Raw genomic sequence first — 25,444 nt, 5'->3', positions numbered from 1 at the left:
TGTGCGGAGAGCATGACCGTCCCGATCCTGGCGCCGACGTTGCGCACCTGGACCCGGAAGCATCCGCACATCGGTCTGGATCTGACCGAGTACACCAGCGCCGACGCGATGGCGACGGCGATCACGGACGGCGACCTCGACATCGCAGTGGGGCCGGCGCCGTCGCGCGGGTCCGCAGCGATGACCGAGATCGGGACCGAGGAGATCCTGGTCGTGATTCCGGAAGGTCTCGATCTCGCCGACGGGGACGCCGTCTGCTGGCCGAACCTCGCCGGCAGGCCGATCGTGCACTACCACCCGTCGAACGGCCTTCGTCGATGGTTCGACACCGTGGCTGCGACGCACGGAGTCCAGCTCGACGCTGTCACGCACACTCGACATGCCACGACGGCAGCACAACTCGCTCACGCAGGGTTGGGGGTCGCGCTCGTGCCGGCCACCGCCGTTCCCGCTCGCTTCGCCGGGATCGTCAAGTCGATGACACCTCCACTGACGAGGTCGGTCGTCGTGATGGTCGGGGCGGAATCGGACGCGCTGACACAAAGATTCGTGGCCGATCTCGTGTCGCGGGGCATCGGTACTCGCCGCTCCTGACCCGCTCCGCGCGACCGGCTCACACCAGAGTCTGCGTGCCGACGACGCGCAGCAACTCCAGACGTTGCTCGTCCTCGGAGCCGGGAACGGTGGTGTAGACCACGATGCGCAGATCGCTGCCCGGTGCCGTGAGCACATCGCAGTCGACGGCGATCGGTCCCACCGGCGTCGTCATCACCTTGCGGCTCGCCTTGTGCACCGACATGGTGGCGCGACCCCAGCGAGCGTCGAAGTCCGCACTCCTCGCCCGGAGTCGGGTGACGAGGGTGGTCAGATACGGGTCGTCGGGATAGCGGGCGTGTGCCGCTCGAAGATCGGCGACGAGGTCCTCGCCGAATTCCTCGTGATGGCGGTCGTCGTACCCGACGCCGGTGAAGTCGTCGGTGAAATGGCGCCACACCACATTGCGGTCGACACCGTGTCGCAGTGCGGGGTCCCCGCTGATGGCTGCCCAGAGGCCGTTGTGATGGACGATGTCCCACGCTGCCGTGAAGACCGCCAGTGGCACGTCGTCCAGGCGGTCGACCATGCGCCGCACGCCGGGCCCGATGTGGTGCGGGACGAGGCGCCCGTTCGGTGATGCCAGTCCGGCCACCCGATACAGGTGATCCACTTCCTCGTCGTTCAGTCGCAGCGCTCGCGCCAACGCGGCGATGGTCTGCGCCGACGGGTGCCGCGCCCGCCCCTGCTCGAGGCGGACGATGTAGTCGACGCTGATGGACGCCAACGTGGCGAGTTCCTCACGGCGCAGTCCGGGTGCTCGTCTGCCGGGGACGGCGGGCAGGCCGACCTCCTCCGGTCGAGTCCGGTCCCGCCAAGCCCGGAGCACCGTCGACAGTTCACTCATGCACACCATCGTGCACCGCGTCGCCGGAGCGCGGGTGGTACCGGCAGTACCTGGACCTGCACGCCACCGGGCCACAGGATCGAGACATGACAACAGCACTCATCACGGGAGCGAACAAGGGCCTCGGACTCGAGACGGCGCGACGACTCGTCGACTCCGGTGTCGACGTGTACGCCGGCGTCCGCGACCCCGGCAGGGCAGACGACGTCCGCGCACTCGGTGCACACGTGGTACGGCTGGACGTGACGGACACCGACTCGGTCACCGCGGCGGTGTCGTCACTTCCCCGACTGGACGTCCTGATCAACAACGCCGGCGTCATCGGACACGGCGGCGGTGTCGACGACCTGGACGCCGACTCCATGGCGGACACCCTCGACACCAACGTCGTCGGCATCGTTCGGGTGACGCAAGCAGCGCTGCCGCTGCTGCGGCAGTCGTCGAATCCGGTGATCGTCAACGTGGCCTCGGGTGTGGGAATGGGTCGCTTCCTCCAGGATCCCGGCCGGGACGAGTTCCCTGTCGCCGCCATCCCGTACGCCGCCTCGAAGGCGGCCGTCATCACTCTCACCGTGCAGTACGCCAAGAACCTCCCCGAGATACGAATCAACGCCTCCGACCCCGGCTACACGGCCACCGACCTCAACGGGAACACCGGGCATCAGACTGTCGCGGAGGGAACCGACGCCACCGTTCGCCTGGCCCTGCTCGGCAGCGACGGACCCACGGGGGAGTTCCACGACCGCACCGGGCGGATCGAGTTGTGAGCAGGCGGTCGTTCGGCTGATGGCATCGATTCCTCGACGTGACTGTGTGTTCGTCACGGGCCCGGTGTCGTGGACGTTCGTGTTCCCAGTGCGGGGAGCAGCTGAAGCTTCTCGTGACTCGGGCTGCCGGGAACTGCGGTGTAGACCAGAAGGAAATGGGACTGCAGCGGATCGACGAGCGTCTGGCAGGACAGTTCGAGGCGGCCGAGATCCGGGTGGACGAATCGCTTCGTCTCGGCCGGCCGCACTCCCACTTCGTGCCGCTCCCAGACGGTGCGGAACTCGTCGCTCTCCTGAAGCAGCGTCGCCGCGAGACGCGCAGCGCGCGAGTCGGGTCCGCGAAGAGTGGCGACCTCGCGTAGGCCGGACACCCATGTTCGGGTGAGGTGCGCGTGATCCTCGGGGGCGTACAGGTTCCTGCTCGCCGGGTCGGCGAACCACCGATACCCGATGCTGCGCGAGGGCCCGGTGCGGCCGGACTGATCACCGGTGAGCGCGACACCGAGTGCCGTCTGCCGCAGCGTCTCTCCCAACTCTGTGACGATCTCGGCGGGAGTGTCGTGCAGTCGGTCGAATATGCGCAGCAGGCCCGGACCGATGTGATCGCCGACGGCCCCGCGCGTCGGTGGGGTGTGGCCGGCGAGCCGGAACAAGTGGTCGCGTTCGGGTAGTGAGAGATGCAATCCCTGTGCGATCGAGGCGACCATCTGTTCGGACGGTTGGGGTCCTCGCTCCCGCTCGATACGGGCGTAGTAGTCGGTCGACATGTGGCTCAGTGCCGCGACCTCTTCGCGCCTCAACCCGTCGGTCCGACGTCGCAGCCCTCGCGGAAGACCCACGTCCTCGGGTTGCAGTGCGCTGCGGCGACCCCGGAGAAACTGGGCCAGCCCTGCTCTGTCGATCTCCATTGCTTCTTCCTATCGCGTGGCGCGTGCGCCGACCAGGGTCTGTCGATCCCCCTCTCACGCGCAAGGGGTGACCCGGCCATCGGGGGATCGACGAGTCCTGGTTGTCGGGGGAGGACCCCGGCACGGTGAGGTCACACGTCGTCGACACGACACCTCACACCCATCAGGAGCGACCCATGAGACACACCATCGACATCGCCGTCCCCGATCTCTCCGGTATCCGAGCTGTCGTCACCGGCGGCAGTGACGGCATCGGCCTCGTCCTCTCCCGTCGCCTCGCGGCAGCAGGGGCGGAGGTGGTCCTGCCCGTTCGCTCGCAGAGCAAGGGGGAGTCGGCGATCGACGCGATCAGGCAGGCTCATCCCAGCGCCGACGTCTCACTCCGGCGCCTCGATCTCTCGTCGCTCGACTCCGTGTCCGCACTCGCGGACACGCTGTCGTCGGAGGGCAGACCGATCGGCATCCTCGTGAACAATGCCGGCGTGATGACTCCACCGTCGCGACGGACGACGTCGGACGGATTCGAGCTGCAGTTCGGTACGAACCACCTCGGCCACGTCGCGCTCGTGGGCCGTCTGCTTCCCCTGCTGCGAGCAGGGCGCGCCCGCGTCGTCTCACAGATCAGCATTGCCGCGAACAGCGGATCGATCAACTGGGACGACCTGAACTGGGAACGGTCGTACGACGGAATGCGCGCCTACAGCCAGTCGAAGATCGCCTCAGGACTGTTCGGCCTCGAACTGGGACGGCTCAGCGCGCAGCGTGGCTGGGGTATCTCGAGTCATCTGTCGCACCCCGGAATCGCGCCGACAGGTCTGCTCGCCGCGCGACCCGAGCTCGACCGGACCTCGCAGACCACGAGCCGTCGCGTGATCGCGGCCCTGTCCCGTCGCGGAATACTGGTCGGCACCACCGAGACCGCTGCGCTGCCGGCTCTGTACGCGGCGACCGCCGTCGATATGACGTCCGGAAGTTTCCACGGGCCGGCGGGACCCGGGCACCTCGGTGGGCGTCCCGGACCGCAGAAGCTGTACTCGCGGCTGCGCGATCGTGCGGAGGCGCGACGGGTCTGGGAACTGTCGACCGAGCTCGCCGGAGTCGGGTTCCCGGACTGACTACCGGGGCGCCGGACCCTCACCACGCGTGGTGAGGAAGAGCACGCATCCCGATCGGCGATCGTGTGCGAATGTGTTTCATGGTTCATCGCACTCAACCGACGCCGCGCTCGTGTGACTTCCTCGAGGTGATGGGCACGTCCGACATCGAACCCTCGAGTCGGTTCCTGGTGTGGTTGATCGACGACCGCGACACCGTGGTGGTGCGGGCAGCGGCCGACGTGTCGTCGGCGGTGCGGACGGCTCGCGCGTACTGCGCGGCCTGGGGAGCACGGGTGCAGTACATCGAGGGTCCGGACGGCCGGATAGTCGACCGCGCGGACTGGGAACCATCGATGACCGGCCCCCATCCGTTGCCGTACGTGTACACGGTGGAACTGCGATCGCCGCGCGCGACGGGACGTGACGAACTGGTGTCGGCTCTGTGGACCAGTACCGACCTCGACGAGGCGCTGCGATGGCGTGACATGCTCCCCGACGACCTTCGGGGTCGCAGCCTGGTGGTCAGCAACGCACCCGACGGTCACTATCCGACCGCTCCCTGACTCGAGTGCATTCGGCTCCATCGGCGTTCGCACGGCCACGGAACGATCGACGTGCGATGCTGGACGGGTCATAAGCCGTGAATGTCGGGGTTTGTCGCTCGTGACGTGTGCCCGTGGTCGAACCGACCATCGACTCACAGACGCCGAACGGAGTGATGGTGACGATCCCCGCCCGTGTCCTCGCGGACGTTCGTGCATCCCGACGCTTCGCGCTGGCGCAGACCGCGCTCGCCAGGCTCAGTGGGCTCGCCGTCTCCGCCGACCTGGACGAGGTGTCCGCCGCAGCGACCTCCACCGCGGCGACCCTGGTGGGGGTGGCGTCCGCGGCGCTCGCGCGGCACGAGAGTCCGGAGGATCCGTTTCTGCGCATCGACGCGGTCACCCATGTGCTGCGCACCGATGTCGAGGTGCGGTCCGGCGCCGGCTCCCTGGCCGGATTCGCTCTGGCGCACGGTCGATTGACCGTCTGCTCGGACGGCGAGACAGAGACACGATTCGACACGTCCACCATGTCGTCGGTCGGCTTTCGCAGCGGCGCCGCTGTGCCGATCACGACGAGCGCCGGGGTGTGGGGCGCGCTGATCGTGTTCGGGGCGGAACCGAATCTGTTCGACGACACGGACATCGCGTTCCTGTCGGCGGTGGCCGGAGTGTTCTCCGCAGCGCTCGAACGCGTCGACCTCTCGCGGCTTCTCCGGGAACAGACCGATCACGATCCACTCACGGGACTTCCGGACCGCACGCGGGCCTACTCGGCGGTGGGCGATGCGTTGACTCGTGCGCGTGCGCAGGGCGACGAGGTGGCGTTGCTCCTCCTCGACGTCGACGATTTCGCGATCATCAACGACAGCCTCGGACACGACACCGGGGACCGCGCGTTGGTCCGGTTCGCCGAGCGTCTCGTCGCTGCGGTCCGAACGCGGGACGCGGTGTATCGCTTCGGAGGTGACGAGTTTCTCGTCGTCTGCGGGGGCTTCGACGACGCCCGGAACGCCGAGGATCTCGCGTTCCGTGTCACCGCTGCGCTGGCCGCGCCGCCGTCCGCGGCCGATGCCCCCATTCCGATGAGTGCCTCGATAGGTATCGCGGTGTCCGAGCCCGGCGTCACGGTGCGGGAGTTGCTGCGGCGCGTCGATCTGGCGCTGCACCGCGCCAAGGACGGCGGCGGCGGAGCGCATGCCGTCTTCGACGCCGAGGACGATCACTACGACGCCGACCGCGTCCGCTCCCTGTCGGTCGACCTGCGGGCTGCCCTGGCCGAGGACGAGTTGACCCTCGCGTACCAACCCTTGGTGCACATCGCGACAGGGGAGGTGGTGTCCGTCGAAGCACTCGCACGCTGGAATCACCCGACGCTCGGGCAGATCGAGCCGTCCGAGTTCGTAGCGGTGGCCGAGCGCACCGGTCTGGCTGCGGTACTGGGGGATTGGGCGCTACGCACTGCGTGCCGCCAGGCGGCGAGATGGCGCAGGGACTTCTCGATCACCGTGCGGGTGAACGTCAGCGCGCTCCAGTTGCGAGATCCGGCGTTCCCCGGCCGGGTCGCGTCGGTGCTCCGGGAGACCGGACTACCGCCACAGGCCCTGGGGCTCGAGGTGACCGAGACGGTGTGGCTCGCCGACACCGGACGCGTCGCCCGGAATCTCACCGCGGTGACCGAGATGGGCGTCGCGCTGCTCCTCGACGACGTCGGCGCCGGTCACAGCAGCCTGGCCTACCTCGAACGGTTTCCGGTGTTCGAGTGCTTCAAGATCGACAAGGGATACATCGACGCGCTCGACACCCGGCGGGGCCGCGCGGTCGTCACCGCCATCGTCGCGTTGGCCAAGGCGTACGAGATGACCGTCGTGGGGGAAGGCGTCGAGACCCGGGCGCAACTCGATGCACTCACCGAGACGGGATGCGATCTGGCGCAGGGGTTCCTGCTCGGCAGACCCGTCGACGCCGAGCGCACCACCGCCGTGCTGGAGCTCCGTGCGCCACGGGCGGAGACGGTTCACGAGGTGTGAACCGTTCACCTCAGTCGTGCTCTGTCTCCGCGTCGGAGCGAGGGCGCGACAGATGCAGATCGTCCTCGCGAACGAGCGCCGTGGCGATGACGCTGATCACCGACGTGCCGACGAGGAAGCCGCACGCGAGCCAGGGTGACCCGCTCGCCGCGGCGATCAGTGCGGTGAGAACGAGAGGCGTCACGCCCGAGGCGTAGATCCCGGAGAACTGGTAGACCACGGACAGGCCGGTGTAGCGGATCTCGGTCGGATACAGGCTCGCGTACAGCGCGCCCTGTGCTCCGTAGAAGGTGGCGTGGACGATGCCGAACACCAGGACCAGTCCGAGTCCGAAGAGCCACAGGCTGCCCGTGTCGAAGAGGGCGAACACGGGAAACACGGCCAGCCCGTAGGCCGCGATGCCGGTGATGTACACACGCTTGGCGCCCACCCTGTCCACGAGCACCCCGGACACCGGGATGAGCACCGCCATCACCACTGCCGCCACGGTGACCACGAGCAGGACCGAGACCTTGTCGAACTTCAGTTGTGTCGTCGCGTAGGTGATGGCGAAGACACCCCACGTGTTGAAGGCGGCACCCTCGCCCCATCGCGACAGCAGTCCGAGGACGGTGCTTCGCGCATGGCGCCGTGCGAACACCTCCTTGATCGGTGCGCTCGATCGCTGCTGGAGTTCCGACACCTCGCGGAACGCCGGCGTCTCCTCCACCTTCAGGCGCACGACCAGACCGACGATCACCAGAACGAGACTGACGAGGAACGCGATGCGCCAGCCGTAGGAGAGGAATTGCTCTTCGTCGAAGATCACCTGCAGCAGGGCGAACATTCCGGTGCCCAACGCGAGGCCGAGCGCGAGACCCACCTGCGGGATGCTTCCGAACAATCCACGCCGACGCGCCGGACTGTGCTCGACGGCCAGAAGCACGGCACCGGCCCACTCGCCGCCGAGAGCGAAACCCTGTGCGATGCGCAACAGCAACAACAGAATCGGAGCCAGCAGACCGACGTCTTCGGTCGTCGGCAGGACGCCCATCAGGGTGGTCGCCACACCCATGATCAACATCGACAACGCCAGTGTCTTCTTGCGGCCGATACGGTCTCCGAAGTATCCGAAGACGACTCCACCGATGGGGCGCACCACGAATCCGACGGCGAAGGTGGCGAAAGACAGCATGGTGCCGACGAACGAGGACTGATCCGGGAAGAACAGGCGATTGAACACCACACTCGCCGCCGTGGCGTAGAGAAAGAAGTCGTACCACTCGACGGTGGTGCCGAGGAGGCTCGACGCCACGACCGTGCGAAGGCGCTTGCGCCGGTCGGCATCGGGTTCGAACGAGGCCGAGTCGGTGAGGGCAGTCATGCACTCCGACACTGGCGTACGAGCTGTCCCGCGGTCACCCGTTGTGCTCGAGCTGATCCGAACGTCTCGCCCGCGTGGCGAGTTGGTTCACTCCGTGAAGAACCGACGGAGGACTCGGGCAAGCGCTTCGGCATCTGCCACATGTCCACCGACCTCGAGGGTGACCCGTCGGGCATCGGGCAGAGCGTCGGCTGCGGCGTCGGCCGCCCCTCCGAAGAAGTCGACGGGCAGTCCGGCCATCTGTGGGTCGATGCCGACAGTCGTCGTCAGCAGTACCGGTTGCCGAACGAGGGCGAGACGGTGGACTGGCGGAGGTCCGTCGCCGAGGCATTCCGCGTCGTATCGCAGTGTCGGCGCGAGCTCACGCAATGCAGACCACACAGGGGAGGCCTCGGCGCCCGCGATGTCGTCCTCCGAGGATCCGGCGAGTCGCATGAACAGGCGCAGTACGAGGTCGCGGTCGTCGGCGTCGAGTGCTGACTCGAGCTCACGCCTGTACGTATGCCAGGCGGAGATCATCGGGGCCTCCACCTGGTACGGCACCTCGTGAACGGCGACGCGGTCGACGGGAAGCCCTGCTGCGGCGGCTTCCAGCGCCAACGCACCTCCGGACGACGCACCGAACAGATGCGCGTGCCCTCCGGCAGTGTCGATCACGGCCGCGAGATCCTCGACCTCCCGCCCCACGGAATACGACGGAGCGTCACCGCTGTCACCTCTGCCGCGGCGCTGGTAGTTCACCACCGCGAAGTGATCGGCCAGGTGCGTGCCCAGCGGGTGGTTCTCGGCGCCGTCGTCCAGACCGCCCCCGACGAGCACCACCGCCGGCCCGTGAGTGCTCAGGCGGTCACAGGAGATCGGTGTGCCGTCGGCGGAACGGACATGCGGCATCAGACCCACGCTCCCTGCCGCGTCATCGACGGGCCACGTAGTGAGCGATGATCACACCCGTGGTCGTGGGAACGGACCTGACCAGCTCGAGATCGACCCGGTCGGCCGTCCCGAACAGTTGCGTGCCCGATCCCAACACGATCGGATGAATCTGCAGCACGTACTCGTCGATCAGGTTCGCCGCGTGCAGGCTACGCACCAGCTCGCCGCTTCCCATGATGGTCAGCGGCACGCTCGTGCGTTCTTTGAGTCTGCGCACCTCGTCCACCGCGTCACCGGCGACGAGGTGGGAGTCGGGAAACTCGAGAGTGGTGTCGGTGGACCTCGACACGACGTATTTCGTCGTTCGGACCAGCACATCGGTGAAGGGATTCGGCTCGGACGTCGTTGTCCAGAAGCCGAGTAGATCCTCGTACGTCCTCCGGCCGAACAGAAGCGCACCCTCGTCGCTCATGCCATCCGCCGCGAACGACATGGAGATCTCGTCCTGGTATCCCTGGCCCCAACCGCCGTGGACGAACCCTCCTCGGTCGTCCTCGTCGGGCCGTCCGAGGCCCTGTATGACTCCATCGGTGCTGATGCTCTGAAACGCGGTGATCGTCGCCATCGCTGCCAATCCTCGAATAGGTGGGCTGTCAGTCGTATCGACCCGGCGGGTGGCCGGAACTCATCGGCTCACCGCCGGGACCGCATCGCGCTCTTCTGCGTGATGCGGGGGTCCGAGCTGAGCGCGTCGTATTCCGCGGTGCCGACGGCGAGGAGCGCGACACGTTCGTTCTCGTCGTGGTGAATGCCCCAGCCGTATCGTTTCCCCAACGGAGACGCGCGCAAGCATGCCCGATCGGCGGCGAAGAAGCTCACACGATCAGTTGTGGGGCGGGTCTGTTCGAGCCCGGACCGCTCCACGTGTACGGCGTACAACACGTCGTCCGATGTGAGTGTGTAGGGGGCGTCGGCGATCATTCTGTACTGCAGTTCGGCAATGGTCGGCTTGTCGTTCTTCGTCGGTGGTTTCTCGCCCGAGGTGGCAGGGCAGTCGGGCGCCACTCCGATGAAGACGTTGCGGTAGTTGGTGGTCATGAGTACATGATGTCCGTCGTTCGAGGCGGTCGTATTGCACAATTACGACATGGGCGAACGGCCGATCGACGTGACGGAAAGGTCGGGCGTTCTGGTGCCGTCGAATCTCGAACGGTTCGCAGCACGGTGGTCGCCACCGGCCGGGTCGATCGCGGACGTGGTGGACACATACTGGGCTGTCGAGTGGAACTTGGCTTCGAACGAGCAAGTCACGCAACGGATACTGGAATTCCCGGCCGTCACGGTGAGCATCGAGTCGGGTGATGTCCCGGCTCCGTTCATGGTCACCGGCGTGCAGCGATCCGCGTGGGTGCGCACGATCCGAGGCGCCGGAACGGTGTTCGCGATTCGTTTGCGGCCCGCGGGTCTGGCCGCGATATCGAGCCTCACGCCGTCGAACTTGTCTGCACAGACGCCACTCGAGCGCGGTATGGACGCGACTCTCTTCGACATGATGACCGAGATCGCACAAGCTGAGGATCCCGCGGCGCGCGCCGATGAGGTGATCGCGGAGGCCCGGGCCACCACACCGCCCTCGCACGAGCATCTTCTGGCCAACGCTGTGGTGGACACGCTGTCGCGGACGGTGCGTTCCCGAACCGGCTCGCGGCTGGCAGCCGAAGTGGGTGCGAGTGAGAGAGCCGTGCAACGGGCCCTGCAGTCCACGCTGGGTATGGGACCGAAAGCGGTGGCTCGCCGTATCCGGCTGCAGGAGGTCGTGCGACAACTGTCCATTCCTGGTGTCGATGTCTCCGACATCGCGGTATGCCTCGGCTACGCAGACCAGGCGCACCTCATCCGGGACTTTCGCGGCGTTGCCGGGGTGACGCCGGGGCAGTACGTACGTGAGAACAGCTCGTCGGAACGAGAGGATCGATCGTGAATGCACTCGGACCGTTGCTCCCCATTCTGGGGACCTGGAACACGAACGGGCGAGTTGTCGGAGACGGTGTCACCGTCGTCGGCACGGACACCTATCGAAGACTGCCTGGCGAATCCTGGATCGCCCACGACGTCGACGTCGTCATGGGCACCGACCACGACGTCGCACACGAGCTGATCGGTGGAGAGCACTCTTCGGGTGGGTGGGCCATGTACGCGTTCGACAGCGCCGCGCAACCGACGCTCATGCGGTTGACCTTGCAGGACGACACCACACTTCTGCTCGAGGGCGACGGCGTGCGGAGCGGGCTGGACCTCCACGCCGGTACCGGACGAATGCGTGCCGAGTGGGAACGCGTCGACGACGGGGCGTGGGCACCGTGGATGACTCTGACTTTCTATCGCATCGTGTGACTCGGCTGCACACATTCGTCGCGATCGTCGGGTCGGTCAGTACACCGTCCGGAAACCGCCTATCAGGGTGATGACGTTGCCGTCGGGATCGGTGATCGGCGCGAGCCGAACTCCGTTGGTGGCGTCCGTGGTGTCGCCGACGGCGAGTCCGCGGCCCGCGAGCTCGGTGGTGTGAGCGTCGAGGTCGTCGACGGCGAGGTTCGACCGCGTCCCGCCGGCCCGGTCGGCATCGAGGAACACCTGCATCCACGCCCCCGGCACGATCTGCCACTCGATCAGACCCGGCATGGGGTTGTTGTCGGGTTCGCGTCCCAGCAGGCGCGTGTACCACTCGCGTGCGACATCGATGTCGCGCACGGGTACGACGGTCAGTACGTGGTCGATCATGGGCTCGTCCTCTCGTCGGATGTCACTGATGTGGACCGGCGCGAGGTCGGGAACTCATCGACCACGCGCCCGCTGTGCGTGATCCGGTGCAGCTGACCGTGCTGTACACGGTTCACTGCACCGGATCGTCCGCCACACGGGAGTTGTGAGGGGTGTGGCAGCAGGGTCGGCTCGCTATCGTGAATGACTGGACCGGCACGGTCGATGACGATGGAGGCGAACCGGGGTGGCGGACGATTCGGACGTGGCGCAGGCGCGGGTGTTTCTCGCGGCGCTGGACGACGAGATCGCGACCGTATCGGTGCAACTCGAGGACGCGCGTCTGCTCGCCGCAGAAGCTCGAGCCAGGGGGAACGCGCCCACCGGTACGTGGCACGAGCAGCAGGCCGCGACACACAAGCGGACTCTGCGAGAGCTGCACCGGCAGACGCAGAATTTGCGCACCCGGTTCGCGCTGGCTTGAGATTCGAACGCTGGAACCTCCGCGAACGGGATCGGCGCGATCCGGTGCGGTGGACTCGACGTCGTAGGGTCGACGTGTGAGGACACGACTCGGCGCTCTGGACCGTCGCACCCGCACAGCGCTCGGCGGCCCCGGGCTCGGGGTGGTCGCGCTTGCTGCGCTCGTCGTTCCCGGTGCCGTTATCCTCGTCCACGCGGTGGACCCGGATGGGTGGGTCGTGGCGGTAGTGCTGGCGCTCGTTGCGCTGGTCGTCAATCTCGGAGGGGCCCGCCGTTCACGCAGACGGTGACTCACTGAAGTGAGGTAAGCCTGCGCTAATATTCGGACATGTCCACTATCTCCGCCGGGCGCGCCGGCGCTCTCCTCGCTGCCCTCGCTCTGGCTGTCGCCGGCTGTTCCACCGAGTCCGGGAGCAGTTCCGGTGGGGAAGGGTGGTCTCACACCACTGCCTTCGGCAACACCGTGTCGCTGGACGCACCGCCGGACACGGTGGTTGTCGACGCGTACTCGGCTGCCGCACTGTGGGACTACGGTGTTCGCCCTGCCGGGGTCTACGGCTACGGCATCACCAACGGGCTGGGTCTCGGTGACGCGGACCTCGATTCCATGACCGTCGTGGGTACGGATGCGGTGTTCGAGACGGAGGCGGCGGCGAATATGGGCGCCGACCTCGTCGTCGGCTATTCCGCCGAGACCGATCCCACGTCCTGGATCTGGTGGGAGGCAGCGCAGGCCGAGCAGATCAACGTCGTCGCTCCCTTCCTTGGCATCGACCCGTCCTCGTCGCTCGACGGAACGCTGGATCAATACCGTTCGCTCGCAGCATCACTGGGCGCCGACGTGGACTCCCCGGAGATCGCATCCGACCGTGCGGACTACGACGCGGCGAAACAGCGGGTGCGCGATGCTGTCGCCGCGAGTCCCGGCGTGACGGTGCTGCCCGTCAACGCGGCCGCCGACGCCGTGTACATCGGAACGGAACAGTTGTCGGTGCTGGGACTGCTCTCGGACCTCGGCGTGGGTCTCGCGGGTCCGGGATTCGACGGACCGTGGGCGACGGTGAGCTGGGAGAACGTGGCTCAGTACCCTGCCGACATCGTTCTCGAGTACCCCGCGAGCCGCGAGGTGCTGGACGCCTCACCCGTCTACGGTTCCATTCCTGCGGTCACCTCGGGCGATGTTCTGGACTGGGACGACAAGCGTCCCACCACCTATACCGAGTACGCGGACTGGCTCGACCGCCTTGCGGACGCCGTCGACCGCTCGAGCTCGTCGACCTGACGCCGACCGGGGGGTACTCCTGCATGGTCCAGGGGCCCCGTCCGGCGGCGGCTCAGGGTCGTCTCGTCGCCACCGCCGACTCGTTGATCGCACCCGCGGCCGGCCGACCGGCCAGTGCTGCGACGACGGACTCGGCGGCCGCGGTACCCGCATCGGTGCGCGCCTCGCGGGTCTGACCGGCCAGGTGTGAGGTGGCCACGACCGTGGGCATGGCCAGGAGCGGGTTGTCCGGGTTCGGTGGTTCGGTGGCGAAGACGTCGAGCGCCGCTCCCGCGATGGTGTTATCGCGGAGCGCGTCGACGAGGGCATCCTCGTCGACCATCGATCCGCGGGCCGTGTTGACCAGGTAGGCAGAGGGTTTCATCTGGGCCAGTGCCGCGGCGTCGATGACGGGTGCGCCGCCGGCACGGGCGTGGAGGCTGACGAAATCGGACTCGCGGAGCAGAGTGGTTCTGTCGACGTAGGTGACCTCGAGTGCGGGGTCGGGATGGCCGGTGGAGATCAGGACGGTCATGCCGAACGCGTGAGCGAGGTCCACGACGGCCCGTCCGCTCGGCCCGAGGCCGATGATGCCGAGAGTCGCGCCCCGTAGCTGTCGAGTGTCGTGGCGTGGCCACTCTCCGCGCCGCACGCCGTCGGTGGTCTCGCCGATCCGCCTCGCGCACATCAGGAGCAGAGCGAGGGTCATCTCGGCCACCGCATGGCGGTTGGCTCCGGGGGTGTTGCAGACGAGGACGCCGTGAGCGGTGGCGGCCTCGATGTCGATCGAGTCGTATCCGACTCCGCTGCGCGCGATCACGCTGAGGGACGGGGCCGCGCGCAGCATGGCGGCGGTGACGGGTTCGCTGGCGATGATGGCAGCGTCACTCGCGGCGAGGAGCGCGGCCATCTCACCGTCGGGGCGAGGCCCGACGGCGGGGGAGTGGACGGTCTCGTGACCGTGCGCACGGAGCAGGGTGTCGACGTCGTCGCCGGGGTGGAGGTAGTCGGTGGTGATGAGGACAGTGGACACGGTGTTGCCTTCCTCGGGAACGGTCGTGGTGTCGTGCACTCGCGGCTACTGGTCGAAGTCCGCGGGCACGACGGACAGGTCGAGTCCCCAGATGTGCGGGAGGTAGAGGAACGTCGCAGCGACGAGGAGGACGAGTGCGGCGATGTTGAGCCAGAAACCGAGTCGCACCATGTCCATGATCGCGATCTTGCCGGTTCCGAACATCACCGCGTTCGGCGGTGTTCCCACGGGCAACATGAAAGCACAGTTCGCTGCCATCGCGGTGGGAATCATCAGAGCGTAGGGGTGGACTCCCAGTGCCACACCGAAAGCTGCCATCACCGGAAGGATCATGGTCGCCGTCGCGGCATTCGACGTGATCTCGGTGAGGAACAGGACGAGCGCGGCAGCCACGAGCACAGTCAGCACGATGTGGACTCCATCGAGGACCAGCAGGCGGTCGCCGACCCATTCCGACAGTCCTGACTCCACGAACCCTGCGGCGATGGCCAGACCGCCGCCGAAGAGAACCAGAATTCCCCACGGGATCTTCTTGGAGTCCTCCCATTCCAGAATTCGGCTCTGGTCACCGCGCCGAGTCGGCACCATGAACAACAGGATCGCTGCGACGACGGCGATCACTCCGTCGCTGATACCCGGCAGGAGGTCGTCCCAGATGAAGCCTCGGGTGATCCACATGAACGCGGTGCCGACGAAGATCGCCAGGACGATCTTCTCCTCGTAGCTGAGAACTCCGAGCTGTCGTCGTTCTTCCAGGATCACGTTCTTCCCACCGGGAAGCTCGGTGAACCCGAATCGATAGGTGACGAACGTCAGGTAGAACCACGCGAACGCCAGGAGTAGAACGACGATCGGCACTCCGAACAGCATCCACGAGCCGAAACTGATGGTCTGCCCGAACAGTTCGCCCGACACTGCGGCGAGTACGGCGAGCGGAGGAGTTCCGATGAGCGTGCCGAGCCCGCCGATCGTCGCGGCGTACCCGATGCAGAAGACGATGCACTTCTCGAATTTCGGAATCTCGTCAACATGCTCGCCGTCGCGGAGCGCCTGCGCAGCCTGATAGGCCACAGCGAGACCGACTGGGATCATCATCATCGTGGCCGCGGTGTTGGAGACCCACATCGACAGGAACGCGGTGGCGATCATGAACCCGAGAATGATGCGCCGCGGGCTGGTTCCGATCATCGCCACGATGGTCAGCGCGATCCGCTTGTGGAGGTCCCATTTCTCCATGGCAATGGCCAAGGAGAAACCACCAAGGAACAGAAAGATGATGTCGTTCCCGTACGACGAGACGACGAGGTCGCCGTCCACCGCGCCGGTGAGAGGAAGCAGCACGACCGGGAGCAAGGACGTGACGGGAATCGGGATGGCTTCGGTGATCCACCAGGTACCGATCCACAGGGTTGCCGCGAGCACGGCCACGCCGTCGCGGGACAGACCTTCCGACTGGAAGAACAGCAGAGTCACTGCGAACAACAAAGGACCGAGAGCAAGGCCGACCAGTCGGGGAGTCGTGTAACCACCCGGTGGCTCGCTACGGGGCTGATCGTCCTCGTTCGGCGCCATGTCCGGTCGATACGTCGTTGTGGACGAGTTCCTGGTCGTACGGACGCCGACCGACTCGGATCTGGGCGAGCCTTTCCCGACGGAGTAGAGGACGAATCTCTTGATCTGCCGGTGTGATTCCCACAACTCGTCCCATACCCGGTGGACCGAATAGGCTGACATGACGTACCTTTCTCGAGGTTGCGAGGGTTCGTGAGCTACGTGTGACGCGCCGGGGTCGTGACCCGGCGTCGAGACGATCGTGCTGTTGCTGTGTGCCCGGATCGCCGAACAGCACGTGCCGCACAGAGTCACGTTCGGTGACTGTCGATCTGCTCCGCAAGGGAGAGTCGCGCGCGGAGACACCTGTGCGGAACGCACTCGATGGTGCGCAGGGTGAAACTCCGGCAGTGCGGGACAGGGCCCAGCGACGGGGCTCGTCGTTCTGTGGAGTGGTTACCGGGCGCGAGGAACGGACTGCGCTACCCGCTGAGTATTGGTCCCGCGGGTAGCGCGTCCACCTCCGTCATGCGTCGAGCCCTCGGGCTGTCACGACGTGGTCAGTGCAGCTCGCGCAGCACCTTGTAGAAGGCGGCCTTCTCCTCGAACCCGATGCCGGGGCTCTCGGTGAGTCCCACCTGGCTCCGTTCGACGACGGCGCCGTCGGCGAATCCGCCGGTGGGTTGGAACTCGCCGGGGTAGGACTCGTTGCCGCCCAGCTTGAGTGCGGCGGCGATGTGCAGGGAGAACTGGTGACCGCCGTGCGGGATGCACTGGCGGGAGGACCAGCCGTGGTCCTTCAGCATCGACTGGATGCGCAGGTACTCGGTCAGGCCGTAGCTCAGCGCGGGGTCGACCTGGATGATGTCGCGGTCCGGACGCATGCCGGCGTACCGCACGAGATTGCGGGCGTCCTGGAGGGAGAACAGATTCTCGCCGGTGGCGATACGGCCCGAGTAGTTCTCGGAGAGAACAGCATTCAGGCGGTAGTCGAGGGGGTCGCCGACCTCCTCGTACCAGAAGAGGCCGTAGGGCTCGATGGCCTTGCCGTACTCGAGAGCGGTCGCCAGGTCGAAACGACCGTTGACGTCGACTGCGAGACGTGAACCGTCACCGTCGAGCACCTCGAGGACCGCCTCGATGCGGCGCAGGTCCTCGGCGAGGTCGGCGCCGCCGATCTTCATCTTGACCACGTGGTAACCCTGGTCGAGGAATCCGCGCATCTCGTCCTGTAGATCCGCGAGTGTCTTTCCGGGGGCGTAGTAGCCACCGGCGGCGTAGACGAACACGGAGTCGTCGGGTGCACCGTCACCGTGCTTGTCGGAGAGCCAGCGGTAGAGCGGCTTCTCGGCGATCTTCGACGCGAGGTCGAACAGCGCCATGTCCACCACACCGACGGCGACCGATCGCTCGCCGTGTCCGCCAGGCTTCTCGTTGCTCATCATGGCGTCCCACGCGATGGTGGGATCGAGTTCGCCCTCTGCGTCGAGGAGCGAGTCCGGCGTCGCGTCGAGCAGGCGCGGGATGATGCGGCGCCGCAGGATCTCGCCGGCGCTGTAGCGGCCGTTGGAATTGAAGCCGTACCCGACGACGGGCTCGCCGTCGCGCACCACGTCACTCACGATGGCGACGATGGAGCAGTCCATCTTGCTGAAATCGATCCAGGCATTGCGGATGGAGGAGCTGATCGGAACGGTGCCCTCGTGGACGGAGGTGATCTTCATGCTGGACCTCTCTTGTATCTTGTAAGTCTTATAAGATGTTTCCAAGCTATACTCGCCGTGACCGAGAGCACAACCCCTGTCGAGAGGCGGACCATCGTGGCCGTTGCGCAGAATGTCTTCTCCAGCAAGGGAGACGTCGCCTACGCCCAGCTCCGCAGCTGGATCCTGCTGGGAACTCTGCCCGCGGGCTCGCGTCTGGCGCAGTACGAACTGGCCGACCGCCTGCAGATGAGCATCACCCCTCTACGGGAGGCGGTGCGGCGCCTGAGCAGTGAGGGGCTGATCGAACTCGACAGCCACAAGAACGTGCGCATCGCACCGATGTCGGCCACTCAGGCGCGACAGCTCTTCGAGGTGCGTCTGTCGCTCGACCCCACCGCTGTGGAACTGGCTGCACAGCGGCGCACCGAACGGGACATCGTCGACATGCGGGCCGCGGCGTCTCGACTGGTCCCGGTGACACAGAAGTGGGGGGAGGAGGGGTTGATCGCGCACCGCGAGTTCCACCGCACCCTGTACCTCGCGTCCCACAACGACGTACTCATTCACCTGCTGGAAGACCTGTGGGACAAGTCCGACAGGTATCGGCGGGTGGGCCTGGAACTGCCGCCGGGCGCGGAACCCCGCACCATCGATCTCGACGAGCACTTCCAGATCCTCGAACTCGTCGTCTCGGGTGACAGCCACGCGGCGGGAGAGCTGACACGCAAGCACATTCTGAACAGCCTCACCGCCGCAGCGATCGACGCGCTCGAAGGTGACGAGCTCACCCACCATCAGGACTCGGCCTGACGCCTCCGTCAGCGACTCCCACACACCGAAAGGTACGCATCCCATGGGTTCCACTCATCGCATCGCCGTCATCCCCGGAGACGGAATCGGCAAGGAAGTAGTACCCGAGGGCATCAAGGTCCTCGAGGCAGCCGCGAAGGCATTCGACTTCACCCTCGACCACGAACAGTTCGACTACGCCAGTGCCGACTACTACACGCGGCACGAGAAGATGATGCCCGACGGCTGGTTCGACGAACTCGTCGGATTCGACTCGATCTTCTTCGGCGCTGTCGGATGGCCCGACACCGTCCCCGATCACGTCTCCCTGTGGGGCAGCCTGCTGCAGTTCCGCCGACACTTCGACCAGTACGTGAGTCTCCGCCCGGTCAAGCTGCTTCCGGGTGTCACCAGTCCGCTGGCCGGGCGCGAACCCGGTGACATCGACTTCTACGTCGTACGGGAGAACACGGAGGGCGAGTACTCGAGCGTCGGTGGCACGATCTTCGAGGGCACCGACAGGGAGACCGTTCTCCAGGAGACGGTGATGACCCGTGTGGGCGTCGACCGAATTCTGAAGTACGCCTTCGACCTCGCCCGGACCCGGCCGAAGAAGCACCTGACCTCCGCCACCAAGAGCAACGGGATCTCCATCTCGATGCCGTACTGGGACAAGCGGGTCGAGGCCATGGCCGCTCACTACGACGATGTGCGCGTGGACAAGTACCACATCGACATTCTCACCGCGAACTTCGTGCTCCACCCGGACTGGTTCGACGTCGTGGTCGGGAGCAACCTGTTCGGCGACATCCTCTCCGACCTCGGACCGGCGTGCACCGGCACCATCGGAATCGCACCCAGCGGAAACATCAATCCGGAGCGGCGATTCCCCAGTCTGTTCGAGCCTGTGCACGGCTCCGCTCCCGACATCGCCGGCCGTGGCATCGCCAATCCGATCGGTCAGATCTGGAGTGCGTCGATGATGCTCGAACACCTCGGTGAGAAGGATGCTGCCGCAGCGATTCTCACCGCCGTCGAAGAGGTCCTCGCACGCGGAGGCGACTCCCTCACACCCGACATGGGTGGTACCGGCACGACCGGGAGCCTCGGCGACGCGATCGTCCGCTGCATGGGCTGAGGCCAGGTCGGGCCGAGCAGTCGAGTCGGCGCCCGATCACCCACTGCGCAAGGTCCGCTCGCCTCAGAACTGCCGGGCGGCGACGTCGGGGCGGTGGGAGGCGTCGAGAAGTTCACGGAGTCGGTCGGCGGGGACCGGCGCGCCGGGGTCGGCGAGGTAGTCGGCGGCGAGTGCGGCTTGATCGGCAGCGTAGATCGGCGTGTAGGCACCGGATTCGGGTTCGAAGCTCCAGGACTCGGCGAGGGTTCCGGCGTCGACGGTGTCGAAGCCGAGGGCGTTCACGATGGCCGCCACGCGTGCCTTGGCATCGGCGTCGTCCCCGGCGATCGGCAGTGCCGTGCGGGGTGTGGAGTTGGCCAGGTTCGGGATGTGGTGGAACAGGATGTTGTTGAACGCCTTGACGATTGTGGTGTCGGGTAGCAGTGCCTGCTCGTACTCGGCGGTGGTGCTGTCGAGGGAGTCGAGTTGTGCGATGCGTCCGTCGCGATGTGGGTAGTAGTTGCCGGTGGAGAGGACGGTCTTTCGGGCGAAGGCGTCGACCGGGAGGTTCCCGTACGCTCCGAGCGGCACGGACAGCAGCGGGATGTCCCCGAACTCAGCGGCGTCGCGGACCGTGCCGGCCCGAGCGCCGGGTCCCAACTCGTCGATCAGGTCCGTCAGGGACTCCGGCCCTCGCGAATTCGCGATCAGGACCTCGTGGCCCGCGGCGACGGCGAGTCGGGCCACCGCGGATCCGATCGATCCGCTGCCGATGATTCCCAATCGTGTCATATTGCTGTCTCCTTCTGTCGATGTCGTCTCACGGTCGTGAAACGCGAGGTCGTCGATCACGTCTCGGCGGGTGCGCCGGTCGTGTCGCGGGTGGTGTGGTGGTCTCCCACCCTCGGCGGGTGAGGGTGGCCAGTGCTGCGGCGGAGTCGCGGTCGGCCATCGCCGCACCTCGGACCCAACTCGTGGCGAGGCCGGCGAGGAACAGGTCGCGTGCTCGGACGTCGGAGCGTGCACTGCCTTCCCGCTGTGCGGCCTCAAGGAATTCTTCGGTCGTGGTGATGAAACCTTGACACGTCGTGGCGAGCGGGGACTGGTCCGTCGTCGTCGCGGCCCGCAGAGGTTCGGGTAGCCCGTCGAACGCGCTCGCCCAGTCGGTCAGTGCATCGAGCCACCCGTCGAGGGCGTCGGCCGCGGTCGTCGATCGGGTGCGGAGCTCGTCACGTCGGGAGACCAGTGCGTCGTCTCGTGCTGTGAGCAGTGCGGCGAGAAGTGCTTCCCTGCTGGGGAAGTGGCGGTACAGCGTGCCTGCTCCGACGCCGGCCTGCTTCGCGATCGCGTCGAGGGAACCGCTGACTCCGTGCTCGGAGAAGAACTGCTCGGCGACGCCGAGGATGTGGTCCCTGTTGCGGCGTGCGTCGGCTCGCGGGGCGCGAACCTTGCTGATCGCGTCGTCGGCCACGTCGGTCACCTCTCTGTTGACAAAGCGGGGAGTGTCTCCATATCTTGCTGAAGTGGAGACTACCTCCTCTTGGCGTCGATGTCGACAGCCGGTCGTCTCCCGACGCGACCACACTGCTCTGCCACGGAAAGAGGACACGATGTCCGAACAGATGATCATCGGCATGCATCTGGGCAACGGGTACGGCAACCTGCCCGGCTCCTGGCGGGCACCTGGAGTCGATCCCACCAGCTATGCGAGCTACGACGCGAAAGTGCGGCACGCGCAGGCGGCCGAGAGAGGAAAGCTGCAGTTCCTGTTCCTGCCCGACGGGCCCACCCACGTCGGCGACATCGCGAACGAGCCGCCGAATTTCAACCTCGATGTCATGATCACTGTGGCTGCTGTCGCGCGCGAGACGACTCGGATCGGCCTGGTGGCCACCGGCTCGACCACCTTCACCGAATCATTCACCCTCGCGAGGCAGTTCAAGGCGCTCGACGTTCTGAGTCACGGTAGGACGGGGTGGAACGCTGTCACCTCGAGCGGCGAGGATGTCGCAGCCAACTACGGCAGGTCATTGCCCTCGGGGCCCGAGCGCTATGCACGGGCGCACGAGACAGTGCAGCTGGTGCAGTCGCTCTGGGGCAGCTGGGGAGAATCCGCCTGGGTGCACGACCAGGAGACCGGCCGCTTCGCGGATGCCGAACAGATCGCTCCGATCAACCTCGGTGGTGCCCATGTCGCCTCACGCGGTCCGCTGTACATCCCACCGTCCGAGCAAGGACAACCGGTCATCTTCCATGCCGGTGGAAGCGCGAATTCCCTCGAGCTCGCCGGTCGTTTCGCCGACGCCGTCATCGGTGCCGCATTCACCATCGAGGACGCACGCGCACAACGCGATGCGTTCCGACGCGCGGCCGAGCTGGCCGGGCGAGACCCCGATGAGATCCGGTTCTTCGCCGGTCTGATGACGTCGATCGCCGACACGCGGAGGGACGCCCTCGATCGTCGAATCCTGCTCAGCGGGCGGACTTTCCCGCAGCGCGCGGCCTACCTCGGACGCATGCTGGGACTGCACCTCGACCACACGCACCTCGACGAACCACTGTCGGCCCAGCAGTTGTCCGCGGCCCGCCCGTCACCGGGCGACCCCCGATCAGGTCACGCTCTGGCGATCGCGCGCGAGGGCTGGACCGTCCGAGACATGCTCGCGCACGGCGTCATCGACTACCACCCCGTCATCGTCGGACCGGCCGCGGACGCCGCCGATCACATGCAGGAATGGTTCGAGGCGGGAGCAGTCGACGGCTTCTGGGTCTCACCGGACGTCTACGACGGAGGGATCGACGCCCTCGTCGACGGAGTCGTCCCGGTCCTGCAGGACCGCGGCCTGTTCCACCGAGAGTACGAGGGGACGACCCTGCGCGACCACCTCGACGTCCCGGCGCTGTACGGACCCGATCCACGTGTGACAGGCCGTGCCGACGTCTGATCGTCACTCGCCGATCAGGCGCTGCACCTTCTCGCGAGTGTCGGTGCCCGCGACAGGAAGGTAGACGACAATGTTCAGGTCCTTGTGATCGGTCGGCGCCAACTGGTGGTGCTCGAAGCGCAGCTCTCCGACGACAGGGTGCCGGAAGACGCGCTCACGCGAGGCGAATCCCTCGATGTCGCGGTTGTCCCACCCGTCGGCGAACGTGTCACTCGTCGAGCGGAGCCGATCGACCAGGTCCGTGAAGGAGGGAGTGCCGAGGGCGGCGCCTCCGTCCGCCCGGAACTCTGCGAGGAAGCGTCTGCTGTCGGACTCCCAGTGCGGGAGCAACTCACGCACGTACGGGTCGGTGAAAACCAGCCACAGGAGGTTTCGGTCCGCTGCCTCCACTGTCTCGATGCGGGGGAACAACGCACGGTACGCACGATTCCATCCGGCGATCGTCCACTCCGGACGGAGAGCGAACGCGGGGAAATCGGTGAGGGCATCGAGCAGACGTTGCACGGCCGGAGGCGTCGTCTCCGCGCTCGACGGGGTCGGCGTCGGCGGGTGTCCCGCGAGGTCGAGAACGTAATCGTGCTCGGCAGGCGTGAGGTGGAGCGTCGCGGCGACGGCATCGAGGACTTGGCGTGACGGGTGGATGTCCCGCCCTTGTTCGAGCCAGGTGTACCAGGTGACGCTGACATGGGACAGCGACGAGACGTCCTCTCTACGTAAGCCTGTCGACCGGCCCCGCGGAACGGGCGGCAACCCGAGCCGCGACCGTGGCAGTGCCGAGCGGCGGGCGCGCAGGAAAGCTCCCAGCTCACGGCGCGCGGCGAAGTCCCGGTCGGTGGTCACACGGCAACTCTACGATCGTCCACGCGTGAAGGTGGTGGTGGTGATACCAGTACCGCAGCTGTCTTCCTGCGGCGGCACTCGACCGGCATCGTCGTCCCCATGCCTGCACTTCGATCGAGAACCGTCACGCACGGACGCAACATGGCGGGGGCCCGCGCGCTACTACGCGCCGCGGGGGTGAACGGCGACGATTTCGGTAAGCCGATCATCGCCGTCGCGAACAGCTTCACCGAGTTCGTTCCCGGCCACACCCATCTCCAGCCGGTCGGCCGCATCGTCTCGGACGCGATCACCGCAGCCGGCGGCATTCCGCGCGAGTTCAACACGATCGCGGTCGACGACGGCATCGCGATGGGACACGGCGGGATGCTCTACTCGCTGCCCTCCCGCGATCTCATCGCCGACTCCGTCGAGTACATGGTGAACGCACACTGCGCGGACGCTCTCGTGTGCATCTCGAACTGCGACAAGATCACCCCCGGGATGCTCATGGCCGCACTGCGACTGAACATCCCGGTGGTGTTCGTCTCGGGCGGTCCGATGGAGGGTGGCACCGCAGTGCTCGTCGACGGCACCGTGCGAACCCGACTCACCCTGGTGTCCGCCATGTCCGATGCCGCCGCCGGTGACGTCTCGGACGAGGACCTGGCACGCGTGGAGGAGTCAGCGTGCCCCACGTGCGGGAGCTGCTCGGGCATGTTCACGGCAAACTCGATGAACTGCCTGACCGAAGCGCTGGGGCTCGCTCTGCCGGGCAACGGAACCACGCTCGCCACGCACACGGCGCGTCGGGACCTCTACGAGAATGCCGGGCGCACCGTGGTCGATCTGTGCCGTCGGTGGTACGACCACGACGACGAGTCGGTCCTTCCTCGGCAGATCGCCTCACGCGCTGCGTTCGACAACGCCATGGCCCTCGACATCGCGATGGGTGGATCGACGAACACGATCCTGCATCTCCTGGCCGCGGCACGCGAGGCTGAACTCGACTACAGCCTCGACGACATCGAGAAGCGTTCGCGGATGGTCCCATGTCTGTGCAAGGTGGCACCCAACGGGCACTACCTCGTCGAGGACGTGCACCGCGCCGGTGGAGTGCCCGCCATTCTCGGTGAGCTCCGCAGGGGCGGGCATCTGCACGATCACGTGCACACGGTGCATTCGGAGTCTCTCGCCGACTGGCTCGACTGGTGGGACGTCCGGTCCGGGTGTGCCGACGAGGCCGCGATCGAGTTGTTCCACGCCGCACCGGGATGCGTGCGTTCCGCCACTGCGTTCTCGCAGTCCGAGCGTTGGGAGACGTTGGATCTCGACTCCGCCGGCGGATGCATCCGCGATGTGGAGCACGCGTACTCGGCCGACGGCGGCCTGGCGGTTCTGCGCGGCAACCTTTCCGCCGACGGGTGTGTGGTGAAGACGGCGGGCGTCGACGACTCCATCCTCACCTTCACCGGCCCGGCCGTGGTCGTGGAGTCGCAGGAGGACGCATGTGACGCCATCCTGTCCGGACGGATCGTGGCCGGCGACGTGCTGGTCGTGCGGTACGAGGGTCCGCGCGGTGGGCCCGGAATGCAGGAGATGCTCTATCCGACAGCATTTCTCAAGGGTCGCGGCCTCGGGGCTTCGTGTGCGCTGATCACCGACGGCCGCTTCTCCGGCGGGACATCGGGTCTGTCGATCGGGCACGTGTCTCCGGAGGCGGCCGCGGGTGGCGTGATCGCTCTGGTCGAGGACGGGGACAGCATCACCATCGACATCCCGCACCGCTCGATCACACTGGACGTCGCCGACAGCGTGCTCGCGCAACGACGTTCTGCCCTCGACGGCTTCCGGCCCCGCCACAGGCAGCGCGAGGTGAGCGTCGCTCTCCGTGCGTACGCCGCGCTCGCACTGTCCGCAGACAAGGGTGCGGTGCGCGACGTCGATTCGCTCCGGTGA

At 66.7% G+C, this 25,444-nt stretch carries 26 protein-coding genes; 13 read left to right on the top strand and 13 right to left on the bottom strand.

All coding sequences use genetic code 11. The features are described 5' to 3' along the window. Positions 1 to 12: 12 nt before the first annotated feature. A complete protein-coding gene (locus J4E04_RS17625; RefSeq protein ID WP_490149146.1) occupies positions 13 to 594 on the top strand; it encodes a LysR family transcriptional regulator substrate-binding protein in 582 nt (193 codons plus the stop codon). A gap of 19 nt (positions 595 to 613) precedes the next feature. Here J4E04_RS17625 and J4E04_RS17620 read toward each other — a convergent pair whose 3' ends face one another. Beyond that, complete coding sequence (locus J4E04_RS17620; RefSeq protein ID WP_261781852.1) at positions 614 to 1,441, bottom strand: helix-turn-helix transcriptional regulator; 828 nt, start codon at positions 1,439 to 1,441, stop codon at positions 614 to 616. 86 nt (positions 1,442 to 1,527) lie between these two features. Here J4E04_RS17620 and J4E04_RS17615 point away from each other — a divergent pair, with 86 nt between their 5' ends. Further along, positions 1,528 to 2,208: an SDR family NAD(P)-dependent oxidoreductase gene (locus J4E04_RS17615; RefSeq protein ID WP_490149145.1), complete on the top strand. Its 681-nt coding sequence runs from the start codon at positions 1,528 to 1,530 to the stop codon at positions 2,206 to 2,208. 53 nt (positions 2,209 to 2,261) lie between these two features. Here the strand turns inward: J4E04_RS17615 and J4E04_RS17610 are convergent, their stop codons facing one another. Continuing rightward, positions 2,262 to 3,116 (bottom strand): helix-turn-helix transcriptional regulator, encoded by an 855-nt coding sequence (locus J4E04_RS17610; protein ID WP_027504415.1) that lies wholly within the window; start codon positions 3,114 to 3,116, stop codon positions 2,262 to 2,264. Between the two features lie 176 nt (positions 3,117 to 3,292). Here J4E04_RS17610 and J4E04_RS17605 point away from each other — a divergent pair, with 176 nt between their 5' ends. The 3 genes from J4E04_RS17605 to J4E04_RS17595 all read left to right on the top strand — a co-directional run bounded on the left by J4E04_RS17605 (position 3,293) and on the right by J4E04_RS17595 (position 6,785). Next, entirely contained in the window at positions 3,293 to 4,231 is a 939-nt protein-coding gene (locus J4E04_RS17605; RefSeq protein WP_490149144.1) for an SDR family oxidoreductase, read from the top strand. A gap of 80 nt (positions 4,232 to 4,311) precedes the next feature. Beyond that, positions 4,312 to 4,776, top strand: a complete 465-nt coding sequence (locus J4E04_RS17600; protein WP_027504413.1) for a hypothetical protein — start codon at positions 4,312 to 4,314, stop codon at positions 4,774 to 4,776. 113 nt (positions 4,777 to 4,889) lie between these two features. Beyond that, positions 4,890 to 6,785 (top strand): putative bifunctional diguanylate cyclase/phosphodiesterase, encoded by a 1,896-nt coding sequence (locus J4E04_RS17595; RefSeq protein ID WP_490149143.1) that lies wholly within the window; start codon positions 4,890 to 4,892, stop codon positions 6,783 to 6,785. A 10-nt stretch (positions 6,786 to 6,795) separates the two neighbouring features. Here the strand turns inward: J4E04_RS17595 and J4E04_RS17590 are convergent, their stop codons facing one another. The 4 genes from J4E04_RS17590 to J4E04_RS17575 form a co-directional block, all read right to left on the bottom strand. Further along, positions 6,796 to 8,148 (bottom strand): MFS transporter, encoded by a 1,353-nt coding sequence (locus tag J4E04_RS17590; protein WP_490149142.1) that lies wholly within the window; start codon positions 8,146 to 8,148, stop codon positions 6,796 to 6,798. A gap of 87 nt (positions 8,149 to 8,235) precedes the next feature. Then, positions 8,236 to 9,039 (bottom strand): alpha/beta fold hydrolase, encoded by an 804-nt coding sequence (locus tag J4E04_RS17585; protein WP_222646524.1) that lies wholly within the window; start codon positions 9,037 to 9,039, stop codon positions 8,236 to 8,238. A 22-nt stretch (positions 9,040 to 9,061) separates the two neighbouring features. Continuing rightward, positions 9,062 to 9,646, bottom strand: a complete 585-nt coding sequence (locus J4E04_RS17580; RefSeq protein WP_222646525.1) for a dihydrofolate reductase family protein — start codon at positions 9,644 to 9,646, stop codon at positions 9,062 to 9,064. A 68-nt stretch (positions 9,647 to 9,714) separates the two neighbouring features. Beyond that, the gene (locus tag J4E04_RS17575) at positions 9,715 to 10,119 is read right to left on the bottom strand and encodes a DUF6157 family protein (protein ID WP_261781853.1); all 405 of its coding nucleotides are present in this window, start codon (positions 10,117 to 10,119) and stop codon (positions 9,715 to 9,717) included. A 49-nt stretch (positions 10,120 to 10,168) separates the two neighbouring features. Between J4E04_RS17575 and J4E04_RS17570 the strand changes: the two genes are divergently transcribed. After that, positions 10,169 to 11,002, top strand: a complete 834-nt coding sequence (locus J4E04_RS17570; protein WP_490149141.1) for a helix-turn-helix domain-containing protein — start codon at positions 10,169 to 10,171, stop codon at positions 11,000 to 11,002. Next, on the top strand, positions 10,999 to 11,415 hold the full coding sequence (locus tag J4E04_RS17565) for a hypothetical protein (RefSeq protein WP_490149140.1): 417 nt from the start codon (positions 10,999 to 11,001) through the stop codon (positions 11,413 to 11,415). Before J4E04_RS17570 ends, J4E04_RS17565 begins: the two co-directional genes overlap by 4 nt. 36 nt (positions 11,416 to 11,451) lie before the next feature. On the opposite strand, the gene J4E04_RS17560 is transcribed toward J4E04_RS17565, so the two are convergent. Further along, positions 11,452 to 11,802 carry a VOC family protein gene (locus J4E04_RS17560; protein ID WP_490149139.1) on the bottom strand — a complete coding sequence of 117 codons (351 nt, stop codon included), beginning with the start codon at positions 11,800 to 11,802 and terminating at the stop codon, positions 11,452 to 11,454. A gap of 226 nt (positions 11,803 to 12,028) precedes the next feature. Here J4E04_RS17560 and J4E04_RS17555 point away from each other — a divergent pair, with 226 nt between their 5' ends. Together J4E04_RS17555 and J4E04_RS17550 are read left to right on the top strand one after the other, a co-directional pair. Beyond that, positions 12,029 to 12,265: a hypothetical protein gene (locus J4E04_RS17555; protein WP_490149138.1), complete on the top strand. Its 237-nt coding sequence runs from the start codon at positions 12,029 to 12,031 to the stop codon at positions 12,263 to 12,265. 327 nt (positions 12,266 to 12,592) lie between these two features. After that, on the top strand, positions 12,593 to 13,546 hold the full coding sequence (locus tag J4E04_RS17550; protein WP_490149137.1) for an ABC transporter substrate-binding protein: 954 nt from the start codon (positions 12,593 to 12,595) through the stop codon (positions 13,544 to 13,546). Between the two features lie 52 nt (positions 13,547 to 13,598). Here the strand turns inward: J4E04_RS17550 and J4E04_RS17545 are convergent, their stop codons facing one another. The 3 genes from J4E04_RS17545 to J4E04_RS17535 form a co-directional block, all read right to left on the bottom strand. Further along, a complete protein-coding gene (locus J4E04_RS17545) occupies positions 13,599 to 14,597 on the bottom strand; it encodes a phosphoglycerate dehydrogenase (protein WP_490149136.1) in 999 nt (332 codons plus the stop codon). Between the two features lie 6 nt (positions 14,598 to 14,603). Further along, entirely contained in the window at positions 14,604 to 16,130 is a 1,527-nt protein-coding gene (locus J4E04_RS17540) for an SLC13 family permease (protein ID WP_328810364.1), read from the bottom strand. 539 nt (positions 16,131 to 16,669) lie between these two features. Further along, positions 16,670 to 17,833, bottom strand: a complete 1,164-nt coding sequence (locus J4E04_RS17535; protein WP_285189404.1) for a mandelate racemase/muconate lactonizing enzyme family protein — start codon at positions 17,831 to 17,833, stop codon at positions 16,670 to 16,672. A gap of 57 nt (positions 17,834 to 17,890) precedes the next feature. Here J4E04_RS17535 and J4E04_RS17530 point away from each other — a divergent pair, with 57 nt between their 5' ends. Both J4E04_RS17530 and J4E04_RS17525 read left to right on the top strand, forming a co-directional pair. Continuing rightward, entirely contained in the window at positions 17,891 to 18,625 is a 735-nt protein-coding gene (locus J4E04_RS17530; protein ID WP_490149135.1) for a GntR family transcriptional regulator, read from the top strand. A 43-nt stretch (positions 18,626 to 18,668) separates the two neighbouring features. Then, positions 18,669 to 19,742 (top strand): tartrate dehydrogenase, encoded by a 1,074-nt coding sequence (locus J4E04_RS17525; protein ID WP_490149134.1) that lies wholly within the window; start codon positions 18,669 to 18,671, stop codon positions 19,740 to 19,742. A gap of 63 nt (positions 19,743 to 19,805) precedes the next feature. Here J4E04_RS17525 and J4E04_RS17520 read toward each other — a convergent pair whose 3' ends face one another. Together J4E04_RS17520 and J4E04_RS17515 are read right to left on the bottom strand one after the other, a co-directional pair. Then, positions 19,806 to 20,513, bottom strand: coding sequence for an NADPH-dependent F420 reductase (locus tag J4E04_RS17520; protein ID WP_490149133.1), 708 nt, complete (start codon positions 20,511 to 20,513; stop codon positions 19,806 to 19,808). A 28-nt stretch (positions 20,514 to 20,541) separates the two neighbouring features. Beyond that, complete coding sequence (locus J4E04_RS17515; RefSeq protein ID WP_490149132.1) at positions 20,542 to 21,192, bottom strand: TetR/AcrR family transcriptional regulator; 651 nt, start codon at positions 21,190 to 21,192, stop codon at positions 20,542 to 20,544. A 139-nt stretch (positions 21,193 to 21,331) separates the two neighbouring features. Here J4E04_RS17515 and J4E04_RS17510 point away from each other — a divergent pair, with 139 nt between their 5' ends. Beyond that, positions 21,332 to 22,666, top strand: a complete 1,335-nt coding sequence (locus J4E04_RS17510) for an NtaA/DmoA family FMN-dependent monooxygenase (RefSeq protein WP_490149131.1) — start codon at positions 21,332 to 21,334, stop codon at positions 22,664 to 22,666. A gap of 3 nt (positions 22,667 to 22,669) precedes the next feature. Here the strand turns inward: J4E04_RS17510 and J4E04_RS17505 are convergent, their stop codons facing one another. Further along, on the bottom strand, positions 22,670 to 23,506 hold the full coding sequence (locus J4E04_RS17505; RefSeq protein ID WP_056446460.1) for a helix-turn-helix transcriptional regulator: 837 nt from the start codon (positions 23,504 to 23,506) through the stop codon (positions 22,670 to 22,672). Between the two features lie 99 nt (positions 23,507 to 23,605). Between J4E04_RS17505 and ilvD the strand changes: the two genes are divergently transcribed. Then, complete coding sequence (ilvD, locus tag J4E04_RS17500) at positions 23,606 to 25,444, top strand: dihydroxy-acid dehydratase (protein WP_490149130.1); 1,839 nt, start codon at positions 23,606 to 23,608, stop codon at positions 25,442 to 25,444.

The organism is Rhodococcus sp. NFXS4, from assembly GCF_058139645.1.
This window is presented reverse-complemented; position numbering and strand designations above follow the sequence as displayed.